This window comes from Paenibacillus jiangxiensis (assembly GCF_046098255.1).
GTDB lineage: Bacteria > Bacillota > Bacilli > Paenibacillales > Paenibacillaceae > Paenibacillus > Paenibacillus jiagnxiensis.
The window spans coordinates 66,461-85,743 of record NZ_JBJURI010000025.1 but is presented as its reverse complement, the minus strand read 5'-3'; the positions used below and the strand labels follow the sequence as shown (position 1 = coordinate 85,743).

At 50.5% G+C, this 19,283-nt stretch carries 21 protein-coding genes; 16 read left to right on the top strand and 5 right to left on the bottom strand.

Going from position 1 to position 19,283, the window contains the following annotated elements; translation table 11 throughout:
- Positions 1-14 precede the first annotated feature (14 nt).
- On the bottom strand, positions 15-1,919 hold the full coding sequence (locus ACI1P2_RS22215) for a S8 family peptidase (RefSeq protein WP_355322731.1): 1,905 nt from the start codon (positions 1,917-1,919) through the stop codon (positions 15-17).
- A gap of 183 nt (positions 1,920-2,102) precedes the next feature.
- On the opposite strand from ACI1P2_RS22215, the gene ACI1P2_RS22210 reads away from it, so the two are divergent.
- From ACI1P2_RS22210 to thiI, 6 genes are all read left to right on the top strand, one after another.
- Complete coding sequence (locus ACI1P2_RS22210) at positions 2,103-2,609, top strand: YpuI family protein (protein WP_355322729.1); 507 nt, start codon at positions 2,103-2,105, stop codon at positions 2,607-2,609.
- A gap of 150 nt (positions 2,610-2,759) precedes the next feature.
- Positions 2,760-2,990: a DUF1540 domain-containing protein gene (locus ACI1P2_RS22205; RefSeq protein ID WP_355322809.1), complete on the top strand. Its 231-nt coding sequence runs from the start codon at positions 2,760-2,762 to the stop codon at positions 2,988-2,990.
- Between the two features lie 50 nt (positions 2,991-3,040).
- On the top strand, positions 3,041-3,412 hold the full coding sequence (locus ACI1P2_RS22200) for a hypothetical protein (protein ID WP_355322727.1): 372 nt from the start codon (positions 3,041-3,043) through the stop codon (positions 3,410-3,412).
- 182 nt (positions 3,413-3,594) lie between these two features.
- On the top strand, positions 3,595-4,275 hold the full coding sequence (locus ACI1P2_RS22195) for a lytic transglycosylase domain-containing protein (protein WP_355322725.1): 681 nt from the start codon (positions 3,595-3,597) through the stop codon (positions 4,273-4,275).
- Positions 4,276-4,402: 127 nt separating this feature from the next.
- Positions 4,403-5,551, top strand: coding sequence for a cysteine desulfurase family protein (locus ACI1P2_RS22190; RefSeq protein WP_355322723.1), 1,149 nt, complete (start codon positions 4,403-4,405; stop codon positions 5,549-5,551).
- Positions 5,552-6,778 (top strand): tRNA uracil 4-sulfurtransferase ThiI, encoded by a 1,227-nt coding sequence (gene thiI, locus ACI1P2_RS22185; RefSeq protein WP_355322721.1) that lies wholly within the window; start codon positions 5,552-5,554, stop codon positions 6,776-6,778.
- A 267-nt stretch (positions 6,779-7,045) separates the two neighbouring features.
- On the opposite strand, the gene ACI1P2_RS22180 is transcribed toward thiI, so the two are convergent.
- The gene (locus tag ACI1P2_RS22180) at positions 7,046-7,747 is read right to left on the bottom strand and encodes a TerC family protein (protein ID WP_408976302.1); all 702 of its coding nucleotides are present in this window, start codon (positions 7,745-7,747) and stop codon (positions 7,046-7,048) included.
- A 133-nt stretch (positions 7,748-7,880) separates the two neighbouring features.
- Between ACI1P2_RS22180 and ACI1P2_RS22175 the strand changes: the two genes are divergently transcribed.
- Positions 7,881-8,546 (top strand): TerC family protein, encoded by a 666-nt coding sequence (locus ACI1P2_RS22175; RefSeq protein ID WP_355322717.1) that lies wholly within the window; start codon positions 7,881-7,883, stop codon positions 8,544-8,546.
- A 158-nt stretch (positions 8,547-8,704) separates the two neighbouring features.
- On the top strand, positions 8,705-10,546 hold the full coding sequence (typA, locus tag ACI1P2_RS22170; RefSeq protein WP_355322715.1) for a translational GTPase TypA: 1,842 nt from the start codon (positions 8,705-8,707) through the stop codon (positions 10,544-10,546).
- On the opposite strand, the gene ACI1P2_RS22165 is transcribed toward typA, so the two are convergent.
- Positions 10,536-10,658 carry a hypothetical protein gene (locus ACI1P2_RS22165; RefSeq protein WP_355322713.1) on the bottom strand — a complete coding sequence of 41 codons (123 nt, stop codon included), beginning with the start codon at positions 10,656-10,658 and terminating at the stop codon, positions 10,536-10,538. The genes typA and ACI1P2_RS22165 overlap by 11 nt on opposite strands.
- Positions 10,659-10,743: 85 nt before the next feature.
- Between ACI1P2_RS22165 and ACI1P2_RS22160 the strand changes: the two genes are divergently transcribed.
- Both ACI1P2_RS22160 and ACI1P2_RS22155 read left to right on the top strand, forming a co-directional pair.
- A complete protein-coding gene (locus ACI1P2_RS22160) occupies positions 10,744-11,826 on the top strand; it encodes an LCP family protein (protein WP_355322711.1) in 1,083 nt (360 codons plus the stop codon).
- An 81-nt stretch (positions 11,827-11,907) separates the two neighbouring features.
- On the top strand, positions 11,908-12,060 hold the full coding sequence (locus ACI1P2_RS22155; RefSeq protein ID WP_355322709.1) for a hypothetical protein: 153 nt from the start codon (positions 11,908-11,910) through the stop codon (positions 12,058-12,060).
- A gap of 7 nt (positions 12,061-12,067) precedes the next feature.
- Here ACI1P2_RS22155 and ACI1P2_RS22150 read toward each other — a convergent pair whose 3' ends face one another.
- Positions 12,068-12,655 carry a YhcN/YlaJ family sporulation lipoprotein gene (locus tag ACI1P2_RS22150; RefSeq protein WP_355322707.1) on the bottom strand — a complete coding sequence of 196 codons (588 nt, stop codon included), beginning with the start codon at positions 12,653-12,655 and terminating at the stop codon, positions 12,068-12,070.
- A 223-nt stretch (positions 12,656-12,878) separates the two neighbouring features.
- Between ACI1P2_RS22150 and ACI1P2_RS22145 the strand changes: the two genes are divergently transcribed.
- From ACI1P2_RS22145 to ACI1P2_RS22135, 3 genes are all read left to right on the top strand, one after another.
- Positions 12,879-14,210, top strand: coding sequence for a PhoH family protein (locus tag ACI1P2_RS22145; RefSeq protein ID WP_355322705.1), 1,332 nt, complete (start codon positions 12,879-12,881; stop codon positions 14,208-14,210).
- A 256-nt stretch (positions 14,211-14,466) separates the two neighbouring features.
- On the top strand, positions 14,467-14,802 hold the full coding sequence (locus ACI1P2_RS22140; RefSeq protein WP_355322703.1) for an ArsR/SmtB family transcription factor: 336 nt from the start codon (positions 14,467-14,469) through the stop codon (positions 14,800-14,802).
- A 27-nt stretch (positions 14,803-14,829) separates the two neighbouring features.
- Positions 14,830-15,612, top strand: a complete 783-nt coding sequence (locus ACI1P2_RS22135) for an SDR family NAD(P)-dependent oxidoreductase (RefSeq protein WP_408976301.1) — start codon at positions 14,830-14,832, stop codon at positions 15,610-15,612.
- 84 nt (positions 15,613-15,696) lie between these two features.
- Here the strand turns inward: ACI1P2_RS22135 and ACI1P2_RS22130 are convergent, their stop codons facing one another.
- On the bottom strand, positions 15,697-16,776 hold the full coding sequence (locus tag ACI1P2_RS22130; RefSeq protein WP_355322699.1) for a coiled-coil domain-containing protein: 1,080 nt from the start codon (positions 16,774-16,776) through the stop codon (positions 15,697-15,699).
- A 312-nt stretch (positions 16,777-17,088) separates the two neighbouring features.
- On the opposite strand from ACI1P2_RS22130, the gene ACI1P2_RS22125 reads away from it, so the two are divergent.
- From ACI1P2_RS22125 to ACI1P2_RS22115, 3 genes are all read left to right on the top strand, one after another.
- On the top strand, positions 17,089-17,739 hold the full coding sequence (locus ACI1P2_RS22125; RefSeq protein ID WP_355322697.1) for an RsfA family transcriptional regulator: 651 nt from the start codon (positions 17,089-17,091) through the stop codon (positions 17,737-17,739).
- A 98-nt stretch (positions 17,740-17,837) separates the two neighbouring features.
- Positions 17,838-18,803 carry a ketopantoate reductase family protein gene (locus tag ACI1P2_RS22120; protein ID WP_355322695.1) on the top strand — a complete coding sequence of 322 codons (966 nt, stop codon included), beginning with the start codon at positions 17,838-17,840 and terminating at the stop codon, positions 18,801-18,803.
- Complete coding sequence (locus tag ACI1P2_RS22115) at positions 18,800-19,189, top strand: DUF3397 domain-containing protein (protein WP_355322693.1); 390 nt, start codon at positions 18,800-18,802, stop codon at positions 19,187-19,189. Before ACI1P2_RS22120 ends, ACI1P2_RS22115 begins: the two co-directional genes overlap by 4 nt.
- The last annotated feature ends 94 nt before the right edge of the window (positions 19,190-19,283 follow it).

Genomic DNA, 19,283 nt, shown 5'->3' with positions numbered 1-19,283 from the left:
CCGCCTTTTGGCGGTTACTGATTGAATCTGCGCAGAATGGATTCCAGCCTGCTGCGCAGATGCTGCGGCCACAATTGAAGCGGAGCGCCTTCGCCTTGCGCTGCGCTGAGTGCCTTGTACGAATCGATTAATCCGTATCCAAAATATTTGTCATGTCCCGCCCCGCCCAAATCAATCACGTTATTGCGTAAAATATCCATAACCTCGGTGTTCTGAAGCTCCGGATTCTGCGAGCGGATCAGCGCAGCTACGGCGGCGACGTGAGGGCTGGCCATGGAAGTTCCGGACAGGGCGGCGTATTGGCTGCCCGGAAAGGTGCTGGCGATGTTTGTTCCGGGCGCGGCCACGTCGATATAATCTCCGTAGTTGGAATAGGAGGCCCGCTTCATGGATGAATCCGTAGCGGCAACGGCCAATACTTCAGGGTAAGCCGCCGGATAGCCCGGCCGCTCCGTATTATCGTTGCCTGCTGCCGAAATAAGCACGACATCCTTGTTATAAGCGTATTTGATCGCATCATGCAGAAATTGCGAATCGGCATAGTTGCCCAGGCTCAGATTAATGACCTTGGCGCCGTGATCCGCAGCCCATATGATCCCTTGCGCAACGGAATAAGTCGTGCCTGAGCCGGATTTGTCCAACACCTTTACAGGCATTATTTTGTTGTACCATGTGATGCCTGCCACGCCTTCATTGTTGTTGACAAGCGCGGAAATGATGCCTGCTACATGTGTGCCGTGACCGACATCGTCATAGGGCTTTTTGGCGGGATCAATGATATTGTAGCCTTGAACGAACTGTCCCTTCAGATCCGGATGATCCAAATCCGCGCCGGTATCCACAACAGCTACCTTGACGTCCTTGCTGCCTCTGGACAAATTCCAGCTGCGGTTTGCTTCAACAGCCGGCAAATTCCATTGGTACCGCAAGAAAAGGATGTCATTGGGAACGGATACGGCTTTGGCATCCTTTGCCGTTTCGTCATTGGTCAAATACATGTAATGAGGCTCGGTGTAAAGCGGATTCCATTTTTTATTGAAATACTGCTTCAATTGCTGGTAATTCATGCTGTTAGAGCGAAAGATGTAGGTGTCCCCAAGCTTTCGTCCTTCCTCTTTGCACTGCAGATCGCGGCGAATTTGTTCCAGCCGCTCCGTTCCCGGCTGGTTTCGGAAGCGGACGACGATTTCATTTTCGTAAAAATGGCTGGCATTTTCGTTGTCATGGCCCGTTTTGACGGTGATATCCTGCAGTGTGTTCGGATAAACGGACTCAACCTTGAAACGCCCTTCGCGCGGATAGGGAATCATGCGCAGATTGCGCCGCTGGTGCTCCTCGACAGCGTTTAGCACTTGCTCGTTAAACAGGCCAATCACAGCATGTTTGCCGTCTGCCGAAGGCTCCGCAAGGATGAAGTAACGGTCCTTTCCGGCCAGAAGCGACGGGGATTCATACGATTTGCCGCGTTTCACCGCTTCTTTGGCGGTTTGAATGCCCGAGCGGACAGCCTTGGCTTTTCCCGCCGCATCGCGATTGAGATTGGCTCCGGCGATCTGTCGCGAGCGGCCGTTGTGTCTGTCCACCCAAATCAGCGCGTGCAGCTGGCGGTGGCTTTTTTTCATGTCAGCACCGTAAGCGGAAATGCTGCCGTCACTGCTGCTGTTCAGTGCGTCCAGCATGGCATGAAGATGGCCTTTTGCATCATGTCTGAGCAATTTTCTGGTCGCGTTAATATCGCCTGATAATAACGTCTTTTTCATTTCCATTTCCGTACCCTGTCTATCCGGTGTACGCACGGAAAGAGACCGGGGAGCTTGAGGCTGCTTCTGTCTGTTGTCGTTCCAGGGAAGAAGTATGCCAACAACCAGCAAACAGGCGGCAATTCCTAAAGTTGCTTTAATCCATCTATGACGGGACATATCAGGTCCTCCTGTAAATCGAAATTTGGGTACGCTTAGCGTGGGAAGCTTCGCAGTTTTTTATACCGTTTGTCCGTCAATTATGGTAGGATAATTACTGAAATTAAGGCTTGCTGTTTAAACGGGATGAAACCGGGTAAACCGATTATTGAAGGAATTGATCAGAGGGGGAGAGCTGCATCTATGTCAGCAGTAAATGTACAAAAATTATGTGAGTCCACACGGGAGAAGCTAACATTTGCCATCGGGCGGGTTGAATCGTTTCTTAATGAGCATGCCATGCCGCAGCTGAGCGCGGAACAGGATGAAGAGACGGTGCAGTATTACAGGGGATTTCTGTCGGATCTCCGGCACCTGCTTGTTTTCTCCGAAGTTTCTTACGAAAAGCTGGGTGTCGCTTTGCGGCGTGCCAATTTTGATGTCGATTTCGCCGAAAAGGCTCTGTATAATGTGTACCATGACTGTGTGAACAGCTTCTTCTATCCCAAGAACGAATCCTATGTTGAAGATGGCCGTTATGCTTATACAGGACAGGATGCCATACGCTTCCGCAAGACCGTTCTTCCTGAAGTGCGGGCGGTAATTATGGACATCACCAGAACGTACGAAGAGCTTCGCGACGATCTTACCTATTATGAAAGCGACTATCTGACTCAGCGCCGGATGCAGAGCCGTCGCAGTCACGCATAATAACAAATGTAAAAGCTGTTAATGGTTAGACCAGGTTAGTTCTGGTAAACCGTTAGCGGCTTTTTTTGTGCATGTTTGTTATCAACTCCCATGTTGTATGCGGCATACGGGCAGGCTGGAGGGGACATAATGAGCCTTGAGGTGATGAATATGAGCCAACAGGACAATCCCGCAGTCCGGTGCAGTGTATCAAACTGTCATTATTGGGGACAGAACAACATCTGCAAGGCGGACGTCATCATGATTGACATTGACCGCCATGCAGGCAGAAAGCTGCAGGAGGAATACGCAGGGGAAACGTTTAGCACCACTGAACGAGAGTACGCGGATAACTCCGCGGCCACCTGCTGTCATACCTTTACACCGAAAAAATCAAAGTAGTCCAGACCGCTCTGTTACCCCTTACACAAAATGCGGAGGTGCGCAAACTTATGGAAGAAAATAACGGTAAAAGTAAAATTTCGGACAAGCGCTCATCCAAAGCTCTTGTAGTGCGTGACCGTGTGGATTATCCGCGCCGGGATCATCAGGAGGAATATGCTGCCGAAGTGGCTCCCGTCAAACCGGTTGAAGACAGAAGAGAAGTACGGGAAACAGGCACAATGGGTAACACTGCAGGCTATGCAGGCATTGCGCTGGGGATTCTGGCGTTGTTCATGTGGTCTATCGTACTAGGCCCAATCGCAGCGATTCTTGGCATCTATTCCTTCTTCAATGGCAAGAGAACCTTGGGCGGATGGGCGATCGGCCTGGGGCTGGTGGCGACGATCAGTTATTTCGTATTTATTCCGTTCGTTCGATAGCCGGAGTTCATATGTACCAAAACGGATCAGCTCCTCCCTAAAGGGACGGGGCTCTTTTTTTCGACAAAACCTCTGGCAGACACTAACAAAAAGTTGTATCATAAGCAATGATGCCGTATGCTCAGATAAATGATTTAATACCAGCAGCTTATACTATATGTAAAGAAAGTTGGGAATTATACATGCAAATAGATCCGCGCGTGTCGAAGCAGGCCGTCGATATGCAGTTGGCGAATAGCGCAAGTTCAAGCGAAGCCCGGAACAGCGGTTCCGACTTTGCCAATTTGATCGCCCAGGTTGAACAGCAGCCGGAAGAGGCTGCACTTCAAGGTGCAGTGACAAGAGAGAACGGTCTGCTATGGCTGCAGCTTGGCTCGGCCGCAGGATCATCTTCTTACACGTCCCCGCTGGACAATACAGTGTCCTCAGGGGAAACATTCAGCCTGCCTACATCATTCGATTCGCTGATCTCGGCGGCCAGCACAAAATACGGAGTGCCTGAATCCCTGATCAAGGCTGTTATCGATACAGAGTCCTCTTTTAACCCGAATGCCGTCTCTTCGGCAGGAGCAAAAGGGCTGATGCAGCTGATGGATGCTACGGCTCAGGGGCTTGGAGTGAGCGATCCGTTTGATCCCGCGGAGAATATCGACGCAGGTGTCCGCTATTTGTCCTATCAGCTGAAGCGCTTCGGCGGACAGGAGAATATGGCGCTTGCAGCTTATAATGCAGGTCCGTCCAAGGTAGAGCGTCTTGGGATATCCAGTGACGCGGAGCTGATGTCCGTGCTGAATCTGCTGCCGGTTGAGACACAGAATTATGTGGCCAAAATTCAAAACGCCCGTGCTAAATTTTCTGGCTAGAAGGTGATGAACGAATATTTCTGAACCGGGATGAGGTCCGCCAAAGGATCAATACGGGGAAGCCGGCTTGGACGAGCGCTCCTCTATTGGTCTTTTTGTTTTGGTCGCAAGAAAAGGGGGCATGAAGTTGTTATACTTTGATCACGCGGCAACGACCCCTCCGTATGAGGAGGTCGTTGAAACCGTCGCGGAACTGATGAGAAGGCACTACGGGAATCCGTCTTCCCTGCATAAATACGGCGAAGAAGCCGGGCAATTGCTCAAGAGGGCCCGTGAAGTATGTGCGGCCGCCCTGAAGGTCAAACCAGGGGAAATCATTTTTACGTCAGGGGCGACAGAAAGCAACAATCTGGCTGTGAAGGGGGCAGCGCTGCAATTCGCATCGAGAGGCCGTCATCTTGTGACAGCGGCCACCGAGCATCCCTCGGTATATGAGAGCTGCAGACAGCTGGAGCAAATGGGGTACGAACTCACTGTGCTGCCTGTGGATGAAGAAGGGCATGTCAGTGCCGAGCAGGTTGCAGCCGCTATTCGTAAAGACACAGTGCTTGTCAGCATTATGCATGTCAACAATGAAACCGGGCGCATTCAGCCGATTCATGAAATTGGACCTCGTTTGAAGGCAGAGTTCCCCAAAGTTCTTTTTCATGTAGACGGGGTACAGAGCTTCGGCAAGCTGCCGGTCAAGCTTAAAGATTGGGGCGTTGACCTGTTCAGTCTCTCCGGCCATAAAATCCGTGGACCGAAGGGCACGGGGCTGCTTTATGTAAGGGAAGGGATAAAGCTCTCCCCGTTGTTGACAGGGGGAGGACAGGAGTTTGACCTGCGGGCAGGCACGGAGAACATCCCGCTCATTGTAGGCTTGGCCAAGGCGGTACGAATGGCCGCGGAAAGGCAAGCGCGGTTTGCGGCCGCTGCATCCGGATGGCGTGACATCATTATGGAGGCAATACGCCAAAACCCGGTACTTGTGCTGAACAGCGGAGCTGAAGCTCCGCATATCGTGAATTTCTCCCATCCGGGAATGAAGGCGGAGGTCATGCTGCATACAATGGAGCTGCTTGGCGCGGCCGTATCGACCAAGTCGGCCTGCTCCTCCAGACTCGCTGAGCCGAGCCGCGTGCTGCTCGCCATGGGCAGAAGCGGGAATGCCGCTTCAGGCGGCATCCGCATCAGCTTTGGAGACAGCCATACGGCAGCAGAGGTGCAGCAGCTAGCCCTGGCCATACAGGAAATGACGGCACGGCTGAAAACAGTAGAAAGGTGGGAAAGATAATTGAATTATGATATGCTGCTGCTGCGCTTCGGAGAGTTTACTCTTAAGGGGAGAAACCGCGGGCGATTTGAAAGAGCGGCGGTGTCCCAGGTAAGGGCGCTGCTTCAGAGCTATCCGAAAGTAAAGCTGAACCATGAGTTCGGACGATTATATGTTGTACTAAACGGTGAGCCGTATGAGCAGATGATTGTCACACTGCAGAGGGTGTTTGGCATCACTTCCATCAGTCCCGTAAAGGTTGCGCCGCTGGATATCGAAGAGATCGCTGCCACGGCGACCGCGCTCATTAAGGAACTTGCGCCCGCTGAAGGAACGACCTTCAAAGTGCATGCGCGCCGTGTATGGAAGGATTTCCCCCATTCCTCACAGGAAATGAATCACCTGATCGGCTCGCCTGTGCTGCAGGCCTTTCCTGCGCTCAAGGTTGATGTTAGGAACCCTGAGCTGGAGCTGCGGGTGGAGGTGCGTCAGCAGGGAGTCTACGTGTTCAGTGAAGTGATTCCGGCAGCGGGCGGATTTCCGTACGGCACGAATGGCAAGGCGATGCTGCTGCTGTCGGGGGGCATCGACAGTCCGGTTGCGGCGTGGTCATCCATGCGCAGGGGCCTGGAGGTTGAATGCGTCCATTTTTACAGTTATCCCTACACTAGCGAGCTGGCCAAGGAAAAGGTCATTGATTTGGCTAAAGTGCTTGCCGGATATGCAGGGCGGGTTAAGCTTCATCTGGTGCCTTTTACGGAGATTCAGACTTCGTTTACCCGTACGGGCCAGGACAATATGATCATCACGCTCATGCGCAGATCCATGCTGCGGATTGCGACGAAGCTGGCAGAGCGAGAAGGCGCGCTTGCGATCGTGACGGGTGACAGCCTGGGCCAGGTAGCGAGCCAGACCCTGTCAAGCATGAATGTTATCGGACGGGCTACAGACCTTCCGCTGCTGCGCCCGCTGGTCATGATGGATAAGAACGAAATTATTGATATCGCGCAAAAAATCGGGACCTATGAGCTGTCCATTTTGCCTTATGAGGATTGTTGTACCCTGTTCGTGCCCAAGTCACCGACGACCAATCCGAATTTGGGGGTTGTGGAAAGGGTGGAGGCATCCCTGCAGGAGCTTCCAGCTATGATTGATCAGGCGGTTGAGGCGACGGAAACGCTTGTCCTGGAGGCTAACGGCAAGGTATGGGGACGCAAGGAGAATGCGGTTCGTGAGGAATGGTTTTAATGACCCGGGACTCCTCCTTTTGCAAGCTGCTGTAAGACGCTCCGAAGACGCTCCGAGAACGAAACATTCCTACAATCGCTGTTGACCCTTCGGGCCAAAGGCGAGCGCTCCGCTTTTCCGGAATTGTTTCGTTCTCTCCGCTGCTTCGTGCTTATCCATCATGCAAAAAAGAGAAACCCGTGTCCTTGAAAGACTGGGTTTAGAGTTTAAAAAAGCTTTCGGCGTATATGGCCGAAAGCTTTTTTTGCTCTGTGCGTGCATGACATTTTAAGAATAAGAGCGTTTCTGACTGCCCTTCTTTTGCGCGGCTCTGCGGTTGGCCAGATATCCGGCGAGGAGAATCCCGGCGACAACCGCTGCCATAAACAGGATGCGCAGAGCGGGATGTTCTGTAAAATAGGGCTCGATTCTCGCTTCTTCCGTAATCATATGGGAGGCGGTATATCCGAGGACGGCGGCCCCTACGTATATGATCCACGGGAAGCGGTTGATCAGCTTGATAAACAGGGTGCTTCCCCATACCACGATCGGCACGCTGATCAGCAGCCCGATGACCACGAGAACGAGATGCTGCTGGGCGGCACCTGCCACGGCAATCACATTATCCAGGCCCATGGCGGCGTCGGCCACGACAATCGTGCGCACAGCCTGTCCGAGTGTGGCTCCTGCGGAAATCTCTGTGTGCTCCTCCTCCTGATCCACCAGCAGCTTATAGGCGATCCAGATCAGCATCAGCCCCCCGGCCAGCAGCAGCCACGGAATCTTGAGCAGCCACAGCACAACAATGGTCGCCGCAATCCGGACCAGCACAGCTCCACCGGTACCGTACAGGATGGCTTTCTTTTGTGTTTGCGGCGGCAGCCTCCGCGCGGCCAGCCCGATGACAATCGCATTATCTCCTGCCAGCATGAGGTCGATAAATATTACGTTTACCAGCAGCAGGAAAAACTCAAGGCTAAAATAATCCACGATGTTTGTCACTCCTTTTACTGTCAACCAAGACATATGAACAAATCAGTTCATTATAGTGCCCCAAAACTCGGAGAGTCAAGCATACCCCGGCTTGTTCAAGCATACAGCTAGGGTGGAGGTGTTTGTACATATGGAGCATATTTGGCTGCTGATGCAGATTTTGATGGTCAATCTTGTACTGAGCGGTGATAATGCAGTCGTAATAGCCCTGGCCAGCAAAAATTTGCCCATAAAACAGCGGCGCCAGGCCATTTGGTGGGGCTCATTGGGTGCCGTTCTGCTGCGCTGTGCGTTAACGTTCGGTGCCGTTCTGCTGCTCGGAATACCTTTTATACAAGGGGCGGGAGGGCTGCTGCTGCTGTGGATTGCTTTTAAGCTCCTTTTTGACAATGGAGGGGAAAACGGGGTCAAGGAGGCCGCCACGGTAGGCAAGGCGGTGCAAATCATACTTGCGGCGGATTTTGTCATGAGCCTCGATAATGTGCTGGCCATCGCTGCCCTGGCGGATGGAGATTTGGCCATCATCGTCATCGGTATCACGCTCAGCATCCCGATCGTCGTATGGGGAAGCACATTGATCTCGGCGCTGCTGCAGCGCTTTCCTTTTCTTGTATTGGCAGGCTCCGCCATTCTGGCCTTTACGGCCGGTGAAATGATGATGAATGATCCGCTTTTGCGCGGAATTCTGGATGGCTTTTCCTATAAAATGCACCCTCTGCTGCCGGCCGTTCTGTGCGGAGGAGTAATCGCGGCAGGTACATGGCATATGAGCCGCCTTCGTTCAGGCAGGGAATAGTGTACTTTTCGCTTTGGGCTCTTGATTTCTATGATATATAAACTATAATATAATGGATATGGTACAGCGTCGGAGTGTTTCCCGACGCTTATTTTGTGAGCCTGCTTTAAATTAAAGAGAGAACACCATTTGACATACGGAAAGGATAAGAGCAAACCATGCATGCAAGAGAGAACATTCGCAATATTGCGATTATTGCCCACGTTGACCACGGCAAAACGACCCTGGTTGACAAGCTGCTTCAGCAATCCGGAACATTCCGCGAGCATGAAGCGGTTCAGGAACGCGCAATGGATTCCAACGATCTGGAGCGTGAACGCGGAATTACCATTTTGGCCAAAAATACGGCTATTACGTACAAGGACTATCTGATTAATATCGTGGATACACCGGGACACGCCGACTTTGGCGGTGAAGTGGAACGGATTATGAAAATGGTTGACGGGGTGCTGCTCGTCGTTGACGCCTATGAAGGCTGTATGCCGCAGACCAAATTCGTGCTGCGCAAAGCGCTAGAGCAGAATCTTACACCGATCGTTGTGGTCAACAAAATTGACCGCCCTGCGGCCCGTCCGGCCGAGGTCATCGATGAAGTGCTGGATCTGTTCATCGAGCTTGGCGCAAATGATGACCAGCTTGACTTCCCGGTTGTCTATGCTTCCGCTTTGAACGGCACATCCAGCATGGATTCCGACAAGCAGGATAGCAACATGGAAGCATTGTACAACACGATTGTGGAGCACATTCCCGCACCTACCGAGAATGTCAATGAGCCGCTGCAGTTCCTGGTTACTCTGATGGATTATAACGAGTATCTTGGCAGAATAGCAGTCGGACGCGTGAACCGCGGCGTTGTCCGTCAAGGCCAGCCGGTTGTGGTCATGATGCGTGACGGTTCCACCAAAACGGCCCGTGTCGAGAAGCTTTTCGGCTTCCAGGGGCTCAAGCGGATTGAGACAGAGGAAGCCGGCGCGGGTGATATTGTTGCCATTGCCGGGATCAAGGATATCAATATCGGTGAAACGATTGCCGATCCGAACAAACCGGAAGCCCTGCCGGTTCTTAAAATTGACGAGCCTACGCTGCAAATGACATTCCTGGTGAACAACAGCCCATTTGCAGGCCGTGAAGGCAAGTGGGTCACCTCCCGCAAGCTGCGTGAGCGTCTGCTTAAAGAGCTGGAAACGGATGTCAGCCTCCGGGTGGAGGATACAGACAGCCCTGACGCCTTTATCGTCTCGGGACGTGGAGAGCTGCATCTCGGCATTCTGATTGAGAACATGCGCCGCGAAGGATACGAGCTGCAGGTGTCCAAGCCTGAAGTTATCGTGAAGGAAATCGACGGCCAGCGCATGGAGCCGATTGAGCGCCTGCTGATCGACGTGCCTGAAGAGAGCATGGGTGCTGTTATGGAAAGCCTGGGCAGCCGTAAAGCGGAAATGGTCAACATGATCAATAGCGGAACAGGACAGGTCCGTCTGGAGTTCCTGATTCCTGCCCGCGGGCTGATCGGCTACAGCACACACTTCCTGACCTTGACGCGCGGTTACGGGGTGATGAACCACGCGTTTGACAGCTACGGTCCTGTGGTTGGCGGGCAGGTGGGCGGCCGTCACCAGGGAGTGCTGATTTCGACTGAAACGGGAACTTCCACCTTCTATGGAATGCTGGGTGTAGAAGACCGCGGCACGTTGTTCGTTGAGCCGGGAACTGAAATCTATGAAGGCATGATCGTTGGGGAGCATACCCGCGATAACGATATTGTCGTCAATATTTGTAGAGAAAAGCAGCTGACCAACGTTCGTTCTGCTACCAAGGATGAAACGGTTAAGCTGAAAACACCGGTGATCTTCTCAATGGAGCAGGCGCTGGAATACTTGAATGATGATGAATACTGTGAAATTACGCCGAAATCGATTCGCCTGCGCAAGAAAATTTTGAACAAGAGCGAACGCGAACGTGCGGAGAAGCATCGCAAAATGGCTCAGGCTAATTCGTAATCGTCGAAACACCGGAATGCCTGGCGTTGAGCGATAGATTCCACAGCTTGATGTTAAGGGCGGCGGGTCCTTCCGGGGGCTGCGCCGCCCTGCTGATTTTCGTGACAGACAATGCATTCTTGAACTGACTTATTGACCCGCCCTGCTTTTGACAACCGGACTGTCTACTAAATTTTATGTGAAAAAGGTGTGGAACCATGAGCAATCCCCAAAGCGGGCTGCCTCCGCGGAGATCCTCCGGGAAAAAGCCCGTTAAAAAGCAAAAAGCGAAAAAGAAGAATAGCTTTCTGAAATCATTTATGTTGTTTGTACTGATTTTGCTGATTGTCGGTGTGGTTGCAGGAGGAGTTTACGCTTATTACATCAGCAGACAGGTTGAAGCCGTGCTCGATACAGGGATCGACAAGGAAGTTCCAAAAACGGAGCTGGCTCAGGCCAAGCCGTTGACCGTGCTGCTGCTGGGTACGGATTATCGTCCCAAACACCAGACCTATCTGTCTGACGTGGTTATGGTCGCAACCTTAAACCCGAACACCAAATCGGCCACGCTGGTTTCTTTGCCCCGGGATACGAAGATTGAGCTTGACGGCTATCATTCCCGCAAGCTGAACGAGTATTATCCAATTTTCAAATCCAAGGAGAAGGAAGGCGGGGTTTCGGCTGAGGATGAGATGAAGACCCTGATCAGCAAATATATGAATGTCGATATCGATTATGTAACCGCAATTAACTTCCAGGGATTCCGCGATATTGTGGACGAACTGGGGGGAGTGAACGTTACTGTCGACAAGAACATGTGCTACAGAGACAGTGCGGACGGCACCGATATTAATCTGACGGCAGGGGACAAGCATCTGAGCGGGGATGAGGCGCTGGATTTTGTGCGCTACCGCAAATCCAACTGCAAGCCCAAAACCGCGGCTTCTGATGATTTTGACCGCAACAAAAGACAAAATCAGGTGCTGCGTTCTCTGATCGACCAAATGCAATCGTTTGGCGGCATTGCGAAGCTCGGCAATGTGATCAAAGCGGTGGATAACAATTTGACGACAGATATTGAATCCCAGCAGATGAAAAATTTGCTGACGACCTACTGGAATATTTCCAAGGATGATGTGAAATACCGGCCAGTAGGAGGAACTTGGCGCAGCCCGTATGTTTATATAAATGAAGAAGAATTGGATGAGGCGAGACAGACTTTGAAGGATGAAGAAGCCGGCGTCTCGGCTCCTTCCACGGAGAGCGGCACGACATCGGCTGAGCAAACCGAAAATCCGTAATCTTGGTAGGTGCTGTCTGCATATGATATAATTCAGTAGAACCATCAAGCAAGACTCTAGGGTGTTGAAGGAGGCAGATGTATGTCCGAATCCGTAAGACATGTAACCGGGTCGCCGTTTCATCAGTTCTCACGAATGGAGCTGCTTTCACTTCCGCAATGTGCCGGACTTCTGTGCCTGCGAGCTGTAGCGAAACTGGACAGCCAGATTTATGCTGCCATAAAAAAAGCCTAGTGAATAATCACTGGGCTTTTTGTTTTGTTTGTACACTCTGCTTGGTGTTGTGTCCGGAGGGGGCTGGTGCCTGGGAAGCTTTTTTGCCTGTTGACATTTGCGGAATAATACGGCCTATAATGTCAGCCAATTCATTGCCGAATCCCTGTACGGGGTAACCGCCACGGATATCGTGAGCCATTTCGGCAAGCCGGTTATTGATGTCCGCGTCGGCTGTGACGAGGGTTCGCAGGCCGTGCGGGTCCTTGCCCAAAGCTTCGGCTACTGAATATTTGATGGTGCCGACTCGCGAGCGGTCCAGCTTGCCGTCGACGTTAATGCCGACAATCGCTGTATTCCCGAGTACGACGCAGTTGGCGTCCTTTACGCCTTGCACACGACGGGCCAAATCAGCCAGATGATCCGCTTGCACCGTTACATTTGTCTTCGGCGCAGCAGCATTCTGCTGACCGTTCAGCTTGCGGGCGGTTTGATTGGCGGCCTGCTTGGCGGTTGGTTGGCCGGTAGTAGCGTTTTTTGCACTCCGGTCACCAGAAACACCACATCCGCTCAGCAGAAGTATGGAAACGGCTGATGCCGCAATCCATTTATTCATCTCAAATCATCCTTTCGGGAGGAATATGCCTGCGTAAAAACTGTAGTGAACCATTGCAGGTGCTTTAAGCTTATTGTGTCCTGCACGGTTCGTATTATGTGGACTGCAAAGAAATCAGCATAAACGCAGTAAAAGCCGCATCCCATTTCCGGCCGCAGCATGTTAAATGCGGTGGAAGACGCAATGATCGCACATCGATGATGCCGTTTTGGAGGGGATTGGAATGAAGAAGATATTTGTTCTGGATACCAATGTGCTGCTGCATGATCCGAGATCGATATATGCCTTCCAGGAACATGATGTCGTAATCCCGGCTGTCGTTTTGGAGGAAATCGATTCGAAAAAAAGAAATGCGGACGAGATCGGCCGTAATGCCCGCAATGTGTCGCGCTTGCTGGACGGCCTGCGTGAACACGGACATTTGCACAGTGGTGTTCCCCTTCCTCATGGGGGGAGGCTTACAGTTGAGCTGAACCATCGAAGTTTTCTTAAGCTGCAGGAGATGTTCGGGGAAATCACGAACGATAACCGGATTCTTGCTGTAGCATTGAATTATCAGCTGGAGGAGCAGGACAAGGAGGAACCGGCCACAGTCGTTTTGGTCAGCAAGGATGTGCTTGTGCGGATCAAGGCGGATGTGCTTGGCCTGATGACGGAGGATTTTTTATCTGACCGCACTGCAGAGCCGGATGAGCTGTATCACGGTTGTTCCACACTAAAGGTTCACCCGTCCGTGATCGATGAATTCTATTCCTTCCGCTATTTGGCTGTGAAGCCCCTTCATCTGCCTTATGAGCTGTACCCGAATGAATTTGTCATTCTGAAAGATGAGATGGGGACCAATAAATCAGCACTACTGAAGGCAAATAAGGAAGGCAGCAGGCTGGAACCGCTCTACATGAGCAATGATGCCGTGTGGGGGATCAGCGCCCGCAACGCCCAGCAAAGAATGGCGCTTGAACTGCTGCTGAATGACGATATACCGCTCGTAACGATTACCGGCAAGGCAGGAACGGGTAAGACCTTGCTCACGCTTGCCGCGGGATTAATGAAGGTTGAGGATGAACGGAAGTACAAGAAGCTGCTGATTGCCAGACCCGTGGTGCCAATGGGCAAGGACATCGGTTATCTTCCCGGCGAGAAAGAAGAGAAGCTGCGGCCATGGATGCAGCCCATCTATGACAACCTGGAATATTTATTTGATGTAAAAAAATCCGGGGACATCGATAAAATTTTAATGGGGCTTGGAAGTATACAAGTGGAGGCGCTAACCTACATCCGCGGCAGATCCATCCCTGGCCAGTTTATCATTATCGATGAAGCGCAGAACCTGTCGCGCCACGAGGTGAAAACCATCGTCTCCCGCGTAGGGGAAGGCAGCAAGATTGTATTGCTGGGGGATCCGGAGCAAATCGATCACCCGTATCTGGATGCCGCAAGCAACGGATTAAGCTATGTGGTGGAGAAGTTCAAGAAGGAAAACATCAGCGGCCATATTACCCTTGAAAAAGGGGAGCGTTCCATGCTGGCGCAGCTGGCGGCGGATTTGCTATAGCAGGACCGGCTGCAGGTTGATTATTGCCCAAGAAATAATAGGAAAAGAGCTGTCGAAGCTTGTTCTTTTGTCGTCATGAGGCAACCTCCTTGCAAGTTCGGTTGCCTCTATCTTCTTACATATCTCCAGTCGGTTGAAGGTGTGGGCTAGCCCATCATCTGTCTCGATTTTCTTTCCCAATGTAGCTATAAAGCTTAATACATGCTATTCTTGAATCGTTGAATGAATTAAACCAATCAACGAAAGGGGGCAGGGAATGATTGATTCAACTAGTGGGGGCAGTTTGCTGAGTGCGTTTAAAAAGAACCAGAAGGTATTGTATGCAATTGGTGATGAAACCCGCCAAGCTATCCTAATAACATTAATGACGGGTTCGCAAATGCCAGGCATGAGAGTTGGGGAAATTACAGAGCAGACCAAATTATCCCGGCCCGCAGTATCACATCATTTAAAAATATTAAAAGAGGCGCAAATCATTAACGTTCGCAAACAAGGAACGATGAATTTCTACCATTTGAGTGCCAAGAGCAAGTTAAGGCAACTTAAGGATTTAATTTTGCAACTTGATGAACTTCTTGCGCACTGTGAGTAAAATCAAATGAAGGGTCGTGGGTTGCATATGTATAAAGGGAAAACGGCGTTAATTACCGGAGCCTCTTCTGGCATTGGAGCTTCCTTCGCTCACGAACTGGCTGCCAAAGGAATGAATCTGATTGTCGTAGCGCGTTCCGAAGACAAGCTGCAAAAACTTGCTAATACATTAACAACTAAGTATAAAGTTCGGGTGGATGCGGTAATTGCTGATCTTACCGAAGAACATGCTGCTCAAGTCGTATATAACTGTGTTAAAGAACTACATCTAAATGTGGATCTATTAGTTAATAATGCGGGAGTGGCATCATATGGCCTTTTTGAAGAACTGGACTTAAAAAGGCAGCAAAATGAAATCAAATTAAACGTATTGACGGTCGTAAGCCTCACGCATTTATTTTTGCAGGACATGCTTAAGCGTAAAAAAGGAGCTATTATTAATGTAGCATCAACCAGCGGTTTTCAACCGATGCCGTATATGGCAGTATATAGCGCAACAAAGTCTTTTGTCGTGTCTTGGAGTGAGGCACTATGGGCAGAAACAAGGGATAAAGGAATTTCGGTTGTCACATTATCTCCTGGACGGACCGATACCAACATATTTGAGGTTATGGGGAACGACGGCGGTGGACTAGGAAAGAAAACATTACCTATTAACGTTGTTAGAACCGGATTGCGTGCATTGGAAAAAGGGAAGATGACAGTTGTGGATGGGAAAGGAAACTACTGGAGATCACAAGTTTACCGGTTCCTCCCACGTAAAGCTGTAGTTAGCCTTATTTATTGTTTGTTTGGCAAGAGTGCCAGCTAAACATGATCAGGTATCGGTCAAAGACCACAGGCAACTCCATCTATTGTGGGGTTGCCTGCTTTTATGCGAAATTTGAAAGGAAACCTACAGGTTCAGCTCCAATTGAACCTTAAGCAGCTGAGGTAGCGTTTCAACACCAGTAGCTTTGACGTACGGCAGCAGCATTTGCGGATAAAAGCCGAGATCAAACTGCTGCTCCAGATTGCTGCGGGTCGTATCGGGCAGCTCCAGTCCGTTGAATACAAGTCTGTCCACATGAAAGACGATGGCATTTTTCGGAATATTCTCTAGTGTATAATGGCCCTTGATCAATAGCTCCATCGTCCCGCTTTTCCCCTGCACGGTAATACCGTCCTGCTCAAAGGTGAAGCCGAATTGCTTGAACATCTCGTCTCTCGACTGCAGGAAGCGGTTAAATTCTTCTTGCTGGATCGTAATGGTATATGTTTTTCCGTTGGTCACAATAGCGCCTTTCTGCCCCTGAATAAATTGTGGCAGTCCTTCCATCGCTGCGGCCAGTGCTTTAAAATGCCGCTTGACCTCATACAATCCGATATTTTCCCAATAGGATGTCATTTCCTCGATCAGCCGCTTCAGCGTTTCGGAATCGCTGCTCCCGTTAACCTGCTTGTCCACCCGTTCCTGGAGCGCTGCGACGCGGGTCCGCTGGGAAATCAGTCTGCTTTTCATATCCTGCAGTTCCGCCGCTGCTATCGCGGTCTGCTGCTCAAGCTCGCTAATAGAGGTGTATCTTTGCTGGTATGCCGTCAATATATCCTTGTCACGGTTAATAATGATCTGATAATAATCGATCAGTGTCAGGGCTTGTCCAAGATTTTTCGCTCCAAGCAAGATGCTGAGCAGTTGATCCCTATCCCCCATATAATATGAACGCACAACGACGCCTGCCCGCTCCTGATGCAATTGAATCTGTTCCCGCTGAATGCCGAGCTGCGTCTGCAGCTTTTGCTGTTTATGCTGCGTTTCTGTCTGCTGCCGCCCGATCCGCTCAATTTCCTGATCAATTTCCACGATGGAAAGGCTGTCCTCCAAAATTCTTCTGGTTTGTTCATCTATAGCAGCCGCCTTCGCGGGAAGGCTTATCCATAAGGACAGGCACAGGAAGATCGCAGCCAGTTTTATGGTGATGTGCTTTCTTCTCAATACGAAAAACTCCTTTTGCATCTTCATTGTTTCTTACAAACCAACCTTATCTGCGGGTTTCGTGTTTATTCATGTATATGCCGCCGTCTATGTTTCTAGGCTTCCTCTATTGTAAAACAGGAACCGGAGACTTAAAACTCTGGAATTCAGGTATGAGCCCCTGAAAATTAGGGAATACATTTTAGTATCAATAGATTCTATGAACTCTACGAGAGGCATAGGATTGAAATGAGCAGCTTTTATACCTTATTCACTACCGGCTTTCCGGTTCATGAAGACGGTAATTTAGGATGTTGTTAGGAGGGCTTTAGCATGACAGCAGTAAGACAGGATGCATGGAGCGCGGAGGATGACCTCATCTTGGCGGAAGTCACGCTCCGCCATATCCGTGAAGGGGGGACACAGCTTGCAGCTTTTGAAGAAGTAGGCCAAAAGATTTCCCGGACTGCCGCGGCATGCGGCTTCCGCTGGAATAGCTGTGTTCGTAAAAGATATGAGGAAGCGATTAGTATCGCAAAAGCCCAGCGGCAGAAGCGGAGTTATATCCGTAAGCAAACCCCTGTAAGCATGTCCCAGATTACGGCATTTTCGGGACTTGATCAAGAGGAAGGAGCGTACCAGGAAGATTCGGCAAGCGAGGATTCCTTGTCCATCGATGCGGTCATCCGTTTTCTGCGCCAGTGGAAGGGCACGATCCAGGAAACCCGCCGCCAGATGAAGATGCTTGAAAAAGAGCTGCGGGAAAAAGAAGAAGAACTGAATGAGCTCCGCCTCGAGAATGAGCGGTTGTCCAAGGAAGTAAACGAGGTGCAAACCGATTATCGGGTTGTCAACGATGATTACAAGGCGCTGATCCAGATTATGGATCGGGCCCGCCGCTTGGCTTTCCTTAATGAAGAGGATGAGGAACTGAAGTCCAGATTTAAAATGGATGCCAACGGAAACCTTGAACGTATTGAATAAAACGGGTTCAAAAGCCGTCAGACTGCAACTGCAGATTGACGGCTTTTTGTCTTTTGACTATGTTATATAATAGTAGTAAAAACATTGGGGGAACAATCATGCGGATCGATATCATCGGGGCCGGTGCGCTCGGACTCCTCTATGCCGGCAAAATGGCCGCCGCGGGTATGGAAATCCGCTTGTGGGTACGGAGGGCTGAAAACGCGGACATACTCAGGCAGAAGGGGATTACTATAACAGAGCAGAGCGGTAAGAGTATAACTATTACATATCCTCAATTTGAGGTTCATCTGATGGAGAACTGGCCGCTGATGGAGCAGGCAGGCGACTGGGTGTTCCTGATGACGAAGCAGGACGGGATTCGTAAAGCGGCGGAATGTTTGGCAAAGGGACCGGCTCATAATTTGAAAATTCTGAGTATTCAAAATGGAATTGGGCATACTGATACTCTCACGAAGTATCTCCCCTATGCTTGCATCTATCGGGCTGTCACTACGGAAGGGGCCAGACGAAGCGGTGATGTGGCCGTAATTCATGCCGGAGAAGGCTTGACTGAGCTTGGCAATGCGATTTGCAGCGGTTCGGTTCGGCCGTTCTCTTCGGACGGCAGGGAGAAGCTGCTTGCGGACAAGCTCACACAGGCCGGGCTTGAGACACGTCTCTCGGAAAGTATCGATCAAAGCATTTACCGCAAGCTTCTGGTCAATGCCGTCATCAATCCGTTGACAGCGATATGGAGGGTGCCAAACGGAGAACTGCTATCCTCTCCCGAACGAATGGGTCTGCTGAGGCAGCTGTATGATGAAAGCATCCGTATCTATGAGGCTTGCGATATAGCCTGCCAGGCGGAATGGTGGGAAGAGATGTTGCAGGTCTGCAGGAGTACGGCGCCCAACCGTTCTTCCATGCTTGCGGATGTGCTTGCGGGCAGGCGGACCGAGATCGAAGCGATAAACGGCCAGTTCGTCAGGCTTGCTCAGGAGGCGGGCATGGACGCGCCGCTTCACAAGACGATCAGGGACATCGTCGACGGAATGCAATCTGTACAGGGGGGAAACGGATGAGCGCGGTTCAAAATACACTTGTTTTTTTAAGCGTACTGCCCATTTTCCCATTCCTGATTGTCTATGGAGTGGGGCTATGGATTACAAAGGACAAAAAAAGATCGCTGCTGGCTGCCATTGACGTTACGACTCTCTTTCTTGTTTTTTCTGTAGCGGCGCTTTTCAACGTTGTTTTTGGAACGAAATTCGGGATTTATCTCATAATATTGCTGCTTCTGATCACCATGGGATTAATTGGCGGGGCCCAAAATAGGCTGAAAGGAGGAGTCAACTGGAAAAGGCTGATCCGAGCCGTATGGAGGATGACATTTGTTGGAAGCTCAATTGCATATTTGTTATTTACTTTTATCGGTATTTTTAGCTACATATTCAACTACATGTCATAATACCTCACACAATCCAACAAAAAATGGATAAAAACAATGATTTTTTTTAAAAAAATCCTGAAATTAAAAGAATGTAATGTAGATTTTTTTGACC